Origin of the sequence: Azospirillum oryzae (assembly GCF_900177515.1) — a bacterium.
Lineage (GTDB): Bacteria > Pseudomonadota > Alphaproteobacteria > Azospirillales > Azospirillaceae > Azospirillum > Azospirillum oryzae_A.
In genome coordinates this window covers 130,258-143,533 of the sequence record NZ_FXAK01000010.1, presented here as the reverse complement: position 1 = coordinate 143,533, position 13,276 = coordinate 130,258, and the positions used below count along the sequence as shown (strand labels likewise).

The window sequence follows — 13,276 nt, the reverse complement described above, 5'->3', positions numbered from 1 at the left end:
GCCACAATTTGTCGCAGATTCGGCGCTTTTAAGCGAAAACATCACACAAAGATCCCGCCGCTCCTCGCCATCCTCCGCCGGCATCCGGGTTCAGGCCCAAAACGGACATCAGACCCCAGGGGCACGGCACTGCCCCGGGGCACATCAGGCGAGGACACCGAACCGATGGCCACCACCTCCACCAAGATCGTCGTCAACGCGCTCGGCAAGGCCGCCGCCGGCGTGAACGCCCATTTCACTCTGCTGGTCGACGGCCAGAAGGTGGGTGAGGGTACCGCCGGCACGACGGCGAAGGACTTCGTCTTCACGCCCGTGCTGACCGCCGACACCGCGCACAAGGTGCAGATCCGGTACGACAACGATGCCGTCGTCAACGGCCAGGACCGCAGCCTGACCGTCAACAGCATCAGCATCGGCGGCAAGACGATCGCGCCGACCGCCGGCATCGTCAGCTACGACAAGGGCGCGCTCGACGGCCGCGACGTCGCCGCCGGCCAGTCGAACATGTGGTGGAACGGCACGCTGGTGGTGAACGCCGACAAGAGCTATTTCCCCGCCGCCACCCCCACCCCGGCGCCGGCCGCCACGGCGGGCAAGGACACCATCGTCGTGAACGCGTCGGGCACCGCGGCGGGCGGCGTCAACGCCCACTTCAAGGTGCTGGTCGACGGCAAGCAGATCGGCGAGGCGACCGCCGGCACCACCGCCAAGAACTTCACCTTCACCACCGATGCCGCCGACAATGTCGCGCACAAGGTGCAGATCCAGTACGACAACGACGCCATGGTCAACGGCCAGGACCGCAGCCTGACCGTCAACAGCATCTCCATCAACGGCCACAGCTACGCCTCCACCAGCAGCGCCGTCACCTATGACAAGGGCGCGCTCGACGGCAAGGACGTGGTGGCCGGCCAGAAGGGGATGTGGTGGAACGGCACGCTGGTGCTGAACGCCCCGGCCTCCGACTTCCCGGCCGGCACCACCAACACCCCTACGCCGACCACCCCGACTCCGACCACGCCGACGCCCACCAACCCGGCCCCCACCGGCCCGGCCTTCTACGTCGCCACCAACGGCAAGGACAGCTGGTCGGGCAAGCTGGCCGCCCCCAACGCCGCCGGCACCGACGGTCCCTTCGCCAGCCTCGCCAAGGCGCAGGCGGCGATGCGCGCCGATCCGAACATCGACACCACCTACATCCGCGGCGGCGACTACCATCAGAACGGGGTGTGGCTGAACGCCCAGGATTCCGGCGTCACCTTCGCCGGCTACGGCAATGAGAAGGCGGTGATCCACGGCAGCTCTTCGGCGTCGGTGTCCTTCGGCCTCGGCGGCGCCAAGAACGTCACCATCGAAGGCCTGACCTTCGCCGACGGCGTCACCAGCGGCCATTACGTCTTCGCCGACAACGCCGCCGGCCTGACCTTCGCCAACAATGTCGTGAAGGGCGGCGGCTACGGCATCACGGTGCAGAACAGCGCCAACAGCAAGGTCACCGGCAACCAGTTCGACAACACCGGCGCCGAGTCGATCTTCGTCAAGGCCGGCTCCAACGCCACGCTGGTCTCCGACAACCTGATCCGGCACCCGAACGCCGCCGACCGCGGCGACGCCGGCATCTGGGTCAACGGCAGCTCCGACGTGAAGGTCACCCACAACCAGATCGAAAACTCGCCGGAGAAGGCCATCGCGGTGGGCTCGGTCCAGACCGACGGCAGCGACGCCGCCTATCGCGTGACCATCTCCTTCAACAAGGTGATCAACGCCAACCTGGAGTCCAACGACGGCGGCGGCATCTACCTGATCAACCGCCAGCAGGATCTGGCCAATCACACCGTCATCAACAACGACGTGTCCGGCACCACCGCGACCAACCCGACCGGGCAGGTGGCGAGCTGGGGCATCTATCTCGACGACTGGACCAGCGGCACCACGGTGAAGGGCAACGTCGTCCACGACAACATCGGCGGCGTGTTCCTGCATGGCGGCTGGAACAACACGGTCACCGAGAACGTGATCGCCGGCAACAGCGGCGCCCAGATCGGCCTGCAGCAGGACGTCGCCTGGAGCGGCTGGAAGGGCCACACGATGAGCGGCAACGACATCTCGGGCAACGTCATCGACGTCCGCGAGGGCACCGCCGTCCACATCTACGGCCCGGCCAATGTCGGCAACCTGCACAACAACTTCTACAGCAGCCTCGACACCGCCGCGAAGGAGTTCGACGCCTGGCCGCAGGTGATGTCGAGCGGCGCCTGGGGCACCCTGTCGAACTGGCAGGCCGCCGGCTACGACAAGGGTTCGATGATGCTGAACCCGGGTTTCGTCAATCCGTCCGCGGACGACTTCAGCCTGTCGTCGAACTCGCCGGTCTACGCCCACGGCTTCGACCACATCGCCTACGGCGACATCGGTTTGCTGCACGCGTAACCCGCTCTCCACGACGGGATCCCCTCTCCCCCTGGGACATATCCCCTCTCCCCCCCGGGGAGAGGGTTAGGGTGAGGGGGTCGCGCGGCGAGGATTTTCAAGCATCGCGCAGTCCCCATTCTCCACCACATCCACCTTGTGCATCCCCCTCACCCCGACCCTCTCCCCGCCTGTCGCGTCAGCGCAAACGAAGTTTGCGCGAGAGCGGGGGAGAGGGGGATTTTACCCCGGCCGCCGGTCCTAGAACCTGCGGCCAGGGGAGGCCCGGCTGGAACCTTGGGGTGAACAAGGCGTTATGGCTTTCGAAAAGTCGCCCGGTCCGACACCGGGCGTATCTTGAAGTGAAGACCAGCCACCCCAACCTGTCAGTCGTCATGCCGCCCCTTCCTTTCCAAAAGGAACGTGGGCGTCGTCCCGTGAAACACATCGGATGACCCGCCCATGGCGCATTTTCCGCTAAGGGCGGCATGCCGCAGGTCTGCCCGGCATTCGGCCGGCGGCCAGCCAATTCAAGAGGAAACCATGGATCGCCAGGAATTCTGGATGAAGGACCCCGAACTGAAGGCCGCCTACGAGGCTCTCGGCCCCAACTTCCGGCGCGAGGTCGAACAGGCCCAGGCGCGCCGCAGCCAGCGCACCCTGCAGGGTGCCGCCATCGCGTCGCGCGGCCGCTCCCCCCGTCCCCACCAGCCCCATTCGGGCAGCACCGCCCGTCGCTAAAGCCGGTTTTTCGCGTATGAACGGCCCCTTCGGGCCAGATCTGCGCGAGCGTGGCTGGACCTGCGGAAAAAAACGGACCTAAACTCGGCCCTCTGCCGTTTCATCCGTCCTTTTCCCCTGCTTCCGGCCCCATTCGATGCCTTCTGCCAATCGCCCGCACCACCCGCTGCCCAACCGGCTGCGCCGGCCCCGCCATGTCTGGATGTCTCCCAGAAACTGGCGGCGGCGCCTGCTGTTCTGGTCCGGTGCCGGTGCGGTCGGGCTGGTCGCCGTGCTGTTCGCCGTCGCTGCGGATTATGCCCAGCAGCTGTTCCGGCTGGCGGAGTCGGCATCGCCCTGGCTGCCCTTCCTGCTGACCCCGCTCGGGCTGGCTTTTTCGGCCTGGGTGGCGTTGAAGGTCGTGCCGGGATCGCAGGGCAGCGGCATCCCCCAGGCCATCGCCGCCCGCCATGTCCAGGATCCGGCGGCCAAGCGCCGGCTGCTGTCGCCGCGCATCGCCGTGGGGAAGATCCTGCTGACCCTGGTCGGGCTGGCCTGCGGCGCCTCCATCGGACGCGAGGGGCCGACGGTGCAGGTCGGCGCCTCGATCATGCTGCTGGCCGGTTCCCTCGCCGGGCTGGGGCGGGAGCCTGGACTGATCCTCGCCGGCGGGGCGGCCGGCGTCGCCGCGGCCTTCAACACGCCGCTGGCCGGCATCGTCTTCGCCATCGAGGAGATGGCCCGCAGCTTCGAAAAGCGGACCAGCAGCCTCGTGCTGATCGCGGTGGTGGCGGCCGGTCTGGTCGCCGTCGGCCTGCTCGGCAACTACGCCTATTTCGGCCACACCGCCGCCTCGGCCAACTGGCACGACTGGGAGGCGGTTCTGGCGACCGGCGTCGTCGGCGGTCTGGCCGGCGGCGGGTTCAGTTCCCTGCTGCTGTGGCTGACGCGCTGGATCCGCTGCGGCCTGGGCGGGCGGATCGGCCGCCACCCGCTGCTGGTCGCGCTGGTCTGCGGCCTTGCCCTGGCGGCGGTCGGCGCCGCCACCGGCGGCCTGACCTTCGGCACCGGCTACGAGCAGGCGCGCGCCGTGCTCGACGGGGTGGAGACGCTGCCCTGGTACTATGCCCCGGCCAAGCTGCTGGCGACCGTGCTGTCCGGCATCTGCGGCATTCCCGGCGGCATCTTCTCCCCCTCCCTGTCGGTGGGGGCGGGCATCGGCTCGATCGTCGGCGGACTGCTGCCGGACAGCCCGCTGGGCGCCGTGGTGCTGTTGTCGATGGTGGCCTATTTCGCCGGCGTGGTGCAGGCGCCGCTGACCGCCGTCGTCATCGTGATGGAGATGAGCGCCTCGCCCGAGATGCTGCTGCCGCTGATGCTGAGCGCCGCGCTCGCCACCACCCTGTCGCGGCTGGTCTGCCCGCACTCGGTCTATCACGCCATGGCTGACGCCTTCCTGGCGGTGCTGAAGACGGACGCGGCCGGCAAGCCGGCCCCGCCCAAAGCATCGGCGATTCCCACTCCCTGACCGATTGCCTCAATAAGCGCTGGCCCGATCCAGCCGCCCGATGTCCTCGGCATCCAGCCGCAGAGCGGCGGCGGCGATCAGGTCGCCCATCTGCTCCGGCTTCGACGCGCTCGCGATCGGCGCCGTCAGGCCGGGCCGCGCGATCAGCCAGGCGAGCGCCACTTGGCCCGGCGTCGCCCCATGCCGTCCGGCGACCTCGTCCAGAGCGGCCAGGATCGCCCGGCCGCGCTCGTTCAGATATTTCGACACCACCCCGCCGCCGCGCGCACTCTTGCCGGCATCCTCGGCCGAGCGGTACTTGCCGGTCAGGAAGCCGGCGGCCAGCGAATAGTAGGTGATGACGCCCAGCCCGTTCTCCCGGCAAATCCCCTCCAGTTCCGCCTCGTAGCCCTCGCGGCTGTAGAGGTTGTATTCCGGCTGCAGGGTCTCGTAGCGGGGCAGGCCGGTGCGGGCGCTGACCTCCAGCGCCTCGCGCAGGCGGGGCGCCGACAGGTTGGAGGCGCCGATGGCGCGGACCTTGCCCTGGTCGATCAGCTCCTTGTAGGCGCCCAGCGTGTCCTCGAACGGGGTCGCGGGATCGTCCCAATGGGACTGGTAGAGGTCGATGCGGTCGGTCTGGAGCCGCTTCAGCGAATCCTCCACCGCCGTCCGGATCCAGGCGGGCGACAGCCCTTTCCTGCCAGGCCCCATCTCCGACCCGACCTTGGTCGCCAGGACGATGCGGTCGCGGTTGCCGCGGCTCTTCATCCATTTGCCGATGATCGTCTCCGACTCGCCGCCGGAGTTGCCGGGCGCCCAGGCCGAATAGACGTCGGCGGTGTCGACGAAGTTGAAGCCGGCATCGACGAAGGCGTCGAGCAGCCGGAAGGAGGTGGCCTCGTCGGCGGTCCAGCCGAACACGTTGCCGCCGAAGCAGAGCGGCGACACCGTCAGGCCGCTCCGGCCCAAAGGACGTTGATTGGGCTGGCGTTGATCCATTGCGTCGTCTCCTTAAGTCAGGCGGCGTGCCGCCCACGGAATTCGGTCAGGTAGAACAGCAGGCCCAAGGCGGGAAAGGCGAAGCCGATCCAGGTCACCGGCTCCCACCCGCCGACGGCGAAGGCGTAGCCGGCCAGCGCCGAGCCCGCAGCGCCGCCCAGGAAGAAGATCGCCATATAGATGGCGTTCATCCGGCTGCGAGTCTCCGCTCCCAGCGAATAGATGGCGCGCTGCCCCAGCACCATGTTCATCTGCACGCCCATGTCGAGCAGCAGCCCGGCCAGCACCAGCAGCGCGATGGAGCCCTCTCCCGCCCGTGCGACGAAGAAGGACAAGGCCGCCATCGCCAGCGCGAAGCCGGTGGCCGGCCGGGTCCAGCCGCGGTCGGCGATCCGCCCGGCAATGGGGGCCACCAGCGCGCCCGCCGCCCCGGACAGGGCGAACAGCGCGATTCCCCGCTGGCTGAGATGGAAGGGCGCCCCCATCAGCAGCAGCGGGACGGAGGTCCAGTAGAGGCTGAAGGCGGCGAACATCATGGTCTGGTAGAAGGTCCGCCGCTGCAGCACCGGCGTCCGCACCAAGAGCCGCCCCAGCGAGCCGAGCAGCGCGCCATAGCTGGACTGCCCCTTGGGCCGCCGCTGCGGCAGCACCCGCCACAGCAGCAGGGCGAAGCCGACCATCACCACCGCCGACAGACCGAACACCGCGCGCCAGCCCAGGCTGTCGGCGATCAGGCTCGACACCGGCCGGGCCAGCAGGATGCCCAGCAGCAGCCCGCTCATCACATTGCCCACCACCTGCCCGCGCGAGGCCTCCGGCGCCATGTGGGCGGCCAGCGGCACCAGCATCTGCACGGCGACGGAGGTGACGCCGATCAGGAAGGCCGCCGTCAGGAACAGCGAGGCGGTGGGGGCGACCGCCGCCACCAGCAGGGCCACCACCGTGCTGCACAGGGTGACCACCACCAGCCGCCGGTTCTCCAGCAGATCGCCCAGCGGCACCAGCAGCACCAGCCCGGCGCCATAGCCGATCTGGGTCAGGGTGACGACGAGGCTGGCGGTCTCCGGCGACAGCCCGACCGCCGGCCCGATCAGCCCGACCAGCGGCTGGGCATAATAGATGTTGGCGACCACCACCCCGCAGGCCAGCGCCATCAGCACGACGAGCGAGCGGGACAGGGCAGGGTGGGCAATGTCTTCCGTGGAATGCGGAACAGCGGTGGGCGGCATCGCGCGGTCCTGTAAGGGTCGTGACTGCTTGGAACGGGCACAAAACAGCGCGCAGCCTATGTCGGCACCTGCGGCCCGCGCATCGGTCAATTGCGCCACCCGGCCATGCGCCACCTATTCCACTTCAGCGCACACCGCATAGAGCCAGTCGCGGAAAGGCGTGAAGCCCCCATCCTCGCGGCGGGAGGCGCGACAGACCAGATACCAGGAATGGACCATCGGCACCGCCAGCCCGAACGGCGTGGCGAGCCGCCCGGCGGCGATGTCGTCCAGGATGTAGAGCCTCGGCGCCAGCGCCACCCCGACGCCGTCGATGGCCGCCTGCAGGGTCATGGCATAGCTGCCGAAGGACAGCCCCCTTATTCCCGAAGGCGCCGACGGCTCCGCCACCCCGGCGGCATCCAGCCAGCGCGGCCAGTCCTCCCCCCAATGGGACACATGCAGCAGGGTGGCGCCGGCCAGATCCGCCGGCTTGCGCAACTCCGCCGCCAGCCGCGGCGCGCAGACCGGCTGCAGGCTGGAGGAGAACAGCCGCTCCGCCTCATAGCCCGGCCATTGCCCGTCGCCCAGCAGGACGGCGCAGGTCCAGTCGTCGTTCATCGGCGCCCCCGCCCCGCCGGTGGCGATCCGCACCTCGATCTCCGGATGGGCGAGATGGAAACTCGACAGGCGCGGGATCAGCCAGCGCACCGCCACCGTCGCCCCCATCCCCACCGTCAGCACCGGCCCCGCCCGCATCGCCGACACCTGCTCCACCCGCCGGGCGATGCCGTCGAAGGCGTCGGTCAGCGTCGGCTGCAGCGCCCGGCCGCGTTCGGTCAGCACCAGCGCGTTGGCCCGCCGGTCGAACAGGGCGAAGCCCAGCCGCTCCTCCAGCAGCTTCACCATCCGGCTGATCGCCGCCTGCGAGACATGCAGCTCCGCCGCCGCCGCGGTGAAGCTGCCGTGGCGGGCCGCCGCCTCGAACGCGCGCAGGCCGTTCAGCGAGGGCAGTCGGCGCATGCGTCCATCCTTACTTCACCCCAACATTTCCTGGGCCTCAGCATCGAACAATGCCGTTTGCGGCGCAATCGCGCGCGTGCGAATTTTCCCCATCATCTCCGACATCCAGGCAGAACATGCTGACGCTTCCGCTGATGGTGGGGCTTGGCCTCACCGTTCTCGTGACCTCGTTTCTGTCGGGCCTGTTCGGCATGGCCGGCGGCATGGTGCTGATGGGCCTGCTGCTGATCCTGCTGCCGGTGCCGTCGGCGATGCTGCTGCATGGCGTGACCCAGTTCGCCTCCAACGGCTGGCGGGCGTGGCTGTGGCGGCGCCATGTGGTCTGGCCGATCATCCTGCGATTCGCGCTGGGCGGCTCCGTCGCCGGCCTGCTGTTCGCCCTGGTCGGCGCCGTGCCCGACCGTGCGGTGTCGCTGCTGATTCTGGGGCTGACCCCCTTCCTGGCGCTGGCCATCCCCGCCCGCTGGGCGCTGAACGCGCAGAAGCCGCTGCACGGCGTGCTGGGCGGCTTCCTCTGCATGGGCATCCAGCTGGTCGCCGGAATCTCCGGCCCCCTGCTTGATGCCTTCTTCATCCGCAGCGCCATGACCCGTCAGAGCGTGGTCGCCACCAAGGCCGCCATCCAGTCGGTCGGCCATCTGGTCAAGATCGCTTACTTCGCCCCGCTGGTGGCCGGCAATGCCGATGAGACGGTGGAACTGACGGTGATCCTGATGTCGATCGCCATGGCCCTGCTCGGCACGAATCTCTCCCGCCGCGTCCTGGACCGCATGAGCGACGCCCAGTTCCGCCTGTGGAGCCGTTATCTGGTGATGGGAACCGCCGGCGTCTATCTCGGCCAGGGGCTGTTCCTGCTGGCAGCCCATTAAGAAAAACATTTTAAATCAATCTACTAACCTGTTCCTCCATTTCCATCCTTACTCCCTGGGGGCCGGATCCCGCCCCGGAGCCGCTGCAAAGCCCGCCTCTCCAATCCTTACGGCTTGGGGGCGGGCTTCCTTACATCCCGGGGGCGGGTAAGCCCTTGAGACTCCTGATCCGCCCCAGAATCTGACCCGCAACTCCGCAGACTCCCGCCATCCTTACCTCTCGGGGGCCTGGATCCGGCATTGGGCGCCCCCAAGCCGTAAGGATTGCGGTTGTCCACCGACCCCCGAACAGCAAAAATGCCTGAACGCCCCCAGGCAGTAAGGATAGAGCATGCCCGATAACACCGCTCCGCAGACTCGAGTCGCTGCGATTCGCGACATGAAGGCCTCCCGACCGGCCTGTCCGGCCGAGATTCGCACATCGGAAGCCTCGGCAGATCCGGCACTTGGCGTGCGCTTGCCTCTCCCTTTCCCTTTTAAGAAGATTCGTCGGCGCGAATCTCCAGGAGAGTCCGCGAGTCGCATCGAATCTTCCTTACAGGGTGGGGGAAATAGCCTTACCGGGTGGGGGCGAGTCGCACACCCCCCGGGGCGTAAGGGTTCCGCCCCCAGGATGTAAGGATGATCGGGATTCTTCGGCGCGACCCTTTCCTTACTTGTTTTTGGGGTAAGGATTGATTTAGCCTCGCTCGATTTCGCGGGAGGAAGGCGATGGCGGGTACGGGGCGCAGGAAGGCGCGCGGTGCGGTGACGGAGGAGTCCGTCCCGTCGGACGCGGCTGCGCCCGTCAAGGCGAACACGGTCAACACGGCGAAGACCGCCGCCCCGAATCTCGTCGTGCTGGGTCCGGAGGATCTGGCCGGCGGCGCCGTGATCGACGGCGACGGTGCCGCCACCACCCTGCCGGCGGTCGGCCCCGAATCCGCCGCTCCGGTCGCCGGCCTGACCGCCCGCGTCGCCAGCGCCACCTTCGAGCGCGACGGCTACAAGCATCTGATCAAGGCGGCGGAGGCGGTCTACAGCTATCCCGCCAACGGCACGCGCCTGTCGCTGCCGGCGCAGAAGATGCTGAATTTCATGATCCATCTGGCCGGCAGCCAGAACTTCGCCAACAAGCTCTACCGCCTGCCCAAGCGCGTGGTGCGCGGCAACCACAAGGGCAACGAGCGGATCTTCGACGCGCTGAAGGAGATTTTCGACTCCAGCCTCGTGGTCATCGGCCCCTTCCGTGGCCGCCGGTCGCGCGCCGAGCTGCGCATCCTCTCCAGCTATGTCCGGCCGGAGGAGGAGGAGGACAGCGACGCCGCCGACATCCATTTCCAGTTCACCGACGCCTTCCTGGAAATCCAGCGCTCGTCGCAGCTGTGGGCCAAGCTGTCCGGCCCGGCGATGGTCAAGGTCACCAGCACCTACGCGCTGAAGCTCTACGAGATCGGCATGCAGCGCTACCAGATGGACTATCCGTCGCTGGAGCTGGACATCGACACGCTGCGCAAGCTGATGAACGTGCCGGAGGGCGCCTACAAGGATTTCGGCATCCTGCGCACCCGCACCATCGACCGCGCCATCGCCGAGGTGAACCAGCTCGCCCCCTTCCGCGTCAGCATGCCGGAAGACAAGATGAAGCGGAAAGGCCGCAAGATCGAGGCGGTGACCCTGGAATTCCTCGCCAAGGACGAGGAGGAGGCGGCCGAGACCTATCTGGAGCGCGAACGCCACAGCGCCGGCCGCCGCGCCCGCCGCATCGGCAAGGTCGACACCGTCGCCCCCGCCGATCCCGTAGAATCCGGCCTCGCCGACCTCGGCCCGCTGCCCGACGCCGACGACGTGACCGCCCTGTGGGCCGCCGTCCTGCACGCCCTGAAGGGCAAGGTCCCCGCCCCGCTGCTGGCCGAACTGGAGCCGGAACGGGTGGAGGAAGCCCCCCAGGGCGGCCGCCGCCTCGTCCTGAAGGCCAGGAACGCCGCCGTCGCCGACACCGCCCGCATGAACCACTGGCCGAGCCTGAAATCGGCCCTGTCGTCCCTCACCGCCGGAATGATCGAGGACGTGGCCTTCGAGGTGGCGGCGCGCAAGCCGAAGGCGGCGAAGGCGGCCTCCCCCGAGGCGTAAGGATTGGGGCGCCTTCAGGGGCTACATCGTTTCCCGTTTCCGATCCGACGAACACCCGGCTGCACCTCTGCCGTTGTCGGGGGGTGTTTGCGTCCGCCGCCGTCAGGCGGTCGCCGCCTTGGCCGTCCGTCCGGCGACGTCGTCGAGGAAGGCGGTGATGTCGTCCTGCAAGTCGGACGGATCCTCCAGCCCGACGCTGATGCGCAGGATCAGGTCCTCACCGGTCCAGGGGCGGGCGGTGCGGTTGCGCTTCACGGGCATCGGCGCCATCAGGCTACGGGTCCCGCCCCAGGAGGCGCCGATGGCGAAGGTGCGCAACATGTCGAGGGCCGGCGGGACGTGCGGCGTCGCCGCGGGCGTGAACACGACGCTGAAGACGCCGCTGGCCCCGAGGAAATCACGCTTCCACACTGCATGGCCGGGAGAGTCGGGGAGTGCCGGATACAGAACCTTCTCCACCAGCGGGTGGCCGGCCAACCGTTCGGCCAGCGCCATCGCCCCGTCTGACGCCTGCCGCATCCGCACGCCCAGTGTCTCCATTCCCCGCAGCACCAGCGAGGCGTCATCGGGCGAAACACCGATCCCGTAGCGGCCGAGAGCGCTGCGGATCGGCGTGATCAGGGCCTCGTTCCGCACGGTGAGCGACCCCATCAGCAGATCGGAATGGCCGCTGACGTACTTCGTCAGCGCTTCGGTCACCAGATCGGCGCCATGGTCCAGAGGCTTGAAGTTCAGCGGGGTGGCCCAGCTGTTGTCGCAGCCGACCAGGGCGCCATGGCGGTGCGCCACCGCCGCGATGGCCGGCAGGTCCTGGACCTCCATGGTGGTGGAGCCGGGGGATTCGCACCAGACGACCTTGGTGCGTCCGTCGATCCGCCGCTCCAGGTCGGCGACGGAGGTCGGGTCGTAATAGTCGACCTCGATGCCGAATCTGACCAGATCGTGATCGGCGAAGTCGCGCATCGGTGGATAGGAGGTGTCGGCGATCAACATCCTGTCGCCCGCCTGCAGGAAGGGCAGCACGGCAAAGCTGTTGGCTGCCTGCCCTGACGGCAGAAGGAAAGTCCAGGCGCCGTTTTCAAGCGCCGTCAGCTTGGCTTCCAGCGTCCGGGTCGTTGGGGTGCCGTAAAGGCCGTAGGTATAGCCGGTATGCCCGCGTTCGCCGCGTGCCGCGTAATCTTCGGCGTTGGCGAATACGATTGTCGATCCACGATGGACGGGCACGGTGAGGCTATCGAACCCTTCGGCGGCAACCGAAGGATTCACCACGCATTGGGTGAGATCTTTCATGGGAGGCGTCCTTTGACTGACTCCCCCGATATGACGCCACCAGCCCTATTTCGTCCAATATGGATTTCAAGCTAGTCTATTCCCACAGGTTATAGAGAGACCATCATGAACCTGCGGCAGGTCGAGGTGTTCCACGCGGTGATGACCAACGGCACCGCTTCGCGCGCGGCCGAGGTGCTGCGCATTTCGCAACCCGCCGTCAGCAAGGCGCTCCAGGAGTTGGAGCGGGAAATCGGCTTCGCGCTGTTCCACCGCGCCAAAGGGCGCATGCTCCCGACGGAGGAGGCGCGGCTGTTCTTCCAGGAAGTGGCCTCATCCTTTGCCGGTCTGATCCATCTGCGCGCCGCCGCAGCGCGCATCCGTGACTTCGGCTCGGGGGAAATCCGGGTCGCCTGCCATTCGGCGGTCAGCACCACCATTCTGCCGAAGGCATTGCGTGCCTTCCAAGTGCGGCATCCCGACGTGTCGATCACAGTGCAAGCGCGTATGTCCTCGGTGGTGAAGGACCTGATCACTTCCGGCCAGTTCGATGTCGGGCTGGCGGCCGACGAGATCGACGTCACCGGAGTGGATGCGACGCTTTTCATGCAGCAGCGTCTCGTGATCGCGGTTCCGGCCGACCACCTGCTTGCGCAACGCAAAGTTCTGCATCCTGCCGATCTACACGGCACGCCATTCATCGCCCTCGCTCCCGAGGACACCGCGCGCCGCCGGCTGGATGGGGTGCTGGCCGCCCATGGCGTGATGCCGAAAATCGTGCTGGAGACGCCCTACTCGATGACCGTATGTGCGATGGTGCAGGCTGGCATCGGGTGCGGTCTGGTCAATCCACTGACTGCCGAACCCTATCTCGGTCGAGGCCTGGTCGTCTGTGCGTTCGAGCCGGAAATTCGATCACGCACTCTGCTCCTTCTGCCACCGAACCGTCGTCCATCTCGCATTGTCGCCGACTGCATCGCGGAGTTGATGGCGTTTTCAACGGATTGAGGTCTCCCCTCTCGGGAGGGGCCGAACGGCCGCAAACATCCATTCTCGGTTACCCTGTCCGACGGATTGCGGATCGGATAGCCGCCGTTCGTAAAAAGGTGGAGGCTTTCCAGCCCGCAACGGTCGTGCTGCCGCCAGGCGGCCGCACGCTA

The 13,276-nt window shown here is 67.7% G+C and carries 10 protein-coding genes; 6 read left to right on the top strand and 4 right to left on the bottom strand.

What is annotated here, in order from left to right:
* The first annotated feature begins 165 nt into the window (after window positions 1-165).
* From B9N97_RS32480 to B9N97_RS32470, 3 genes are all read left to right on the top strand, one after another.
* Window positions 166-2,430: a right-handed parallel beta-helix repeat-containing protein gene (locus B9N97_RS32480; protein WP_085091966.1), complete on the top strand. Its 2,265-nt coding sequence runs from the start codon at window positions 166-168 to the stop codon at window positions 2,428-2,430.
* A gap of 522 nt (window positions 2,431-2,952) precedes the next feature.
* Window positions 2,953-3,150 (top strand): hypothetical protein, encoded by a 198-nt coding sequence (locus B9N97_RS32475; RefSeq protein WP_244561049.1) that lies wholly within the window; start codon window positions 2,953-2,955, stop codon window positions 3,148-3,150.
* Window positions 3,151-3,286: 136 nt separating this feature from the next.
* A complete protein-coding gene (locus B9N97_RS32470) occupies window positions 3,287-4,657 on the top strand; it encodes a chloride channel protein (RefSeq protein WP_085091964.1) in 1,371 nt (456 codons plus the stop codon).
* Between the two features lie 9 nt (window positions 4,658-4,666).
* Here B9N97_RS32470 and B9N97_RS32465 read toward each other — a convergent pair whose 3' ends face one another.
* The 3 genes from B9N97_RS32465 to gcvA form a co-directional block, all read right to left on the bottom strand.
* Window positions 4,667-5,635, bottom strand: a complete 969-nt coding sequence (locus tag B9N97_RS32465; RefSeq protein WP_085091963.1) for an aldo/keto reductase — start codon at window positions 5,633-5,635, stop codon at window positions 4,667-4,669.
* Between the two features lie 17 nt (window positions 5,636-5,652).
* On the bottom strand, window positions 5,653-6,864 hold the full coding sequence (locus B9N97_RS32460) for an MFS transporter (protein ID WP_085091962.1): 1,212 nt from the start codon (window positions 6,862-6,864) through the stop codon (window positions 5,653-5,655).
* A gap of 114 nt (window positions 6,865-6,978) precedes the next feature.
* Window positions 6,979-7,866 carry a transcriptional regulator GcvA gene (gene gcvA, locus B9N97_RS32455; protein WP_085091961.1) on the bottom strand — a complete coding sequence of 296 codons (888 nt, stop codon included), beginning with the start codon at window positions 7,864-7,866 and terminating at the stop codon, window positions 6,979-6,981.
* Window positions 7,867-7,982: 116 nt separating this feature from the next.
* On the opposite strand from gcvA, the gene B9N97_RS32450 reads away from it, so the two are divergent.
* A complete protein-coding gene (locus B9N97_RS32450; protein WP_085091960.1) occupies window positions 7,983-8,735 on the top strand; it encodes a sulfite exporter TauE/SafE family protein in 753 nt (250 codons plus the stop codon).
* Between the two features lie 711 nt (window positions 8,736-9,446).
* Window positions 9,447-10,847 (top strand): replication initiation protein, encoded by a 1,401-nt coding sequence (locus tag B9N97_RS32445; RefSeq protein WP_085091959.1) that lies wholly within the window; start codon window positions 9,447-9,449, stop codon window positions 10,845-10,847.
* 102 nt (window positions 10,848-10,949) lie between these two features.
* On the opposite strand, the gene B9N97_RS32440 is transcribed toward B9N97_RS32445, so the two are convergent.
* Window positions 10,950-12,137: a trans-sulfuration enzyme family protein gene (locus tag B9N97_RS32440; RefSeq protein ID WP_085091958.1), complete on the bottom strand. Its 1,188-nt coding sequence runs from the start codon at window positions 12,135-12,137 to the stop codon at window positions 10,950-10,952.
* 105 nt (window positions 12,138-12,242) lie between these two features.
* On the opposite strand from B9N97_RS32440, the gene B9N97_RS32435 reads away from it, so the two are divergent.
* Window positions 12,243-13,124, top strand: a complete 882-nt coding sequence (locus B9N97_RS32435) for a LysR substrate-binding domain-containing protein (RefSeq protein ID WP_085091957.1) — start codon at window positions 12,243-12,245, stop codon at window positions 13,122-13,124.
* Window positions 13,125-13,276: the final 152 nt, after the last annotated feature.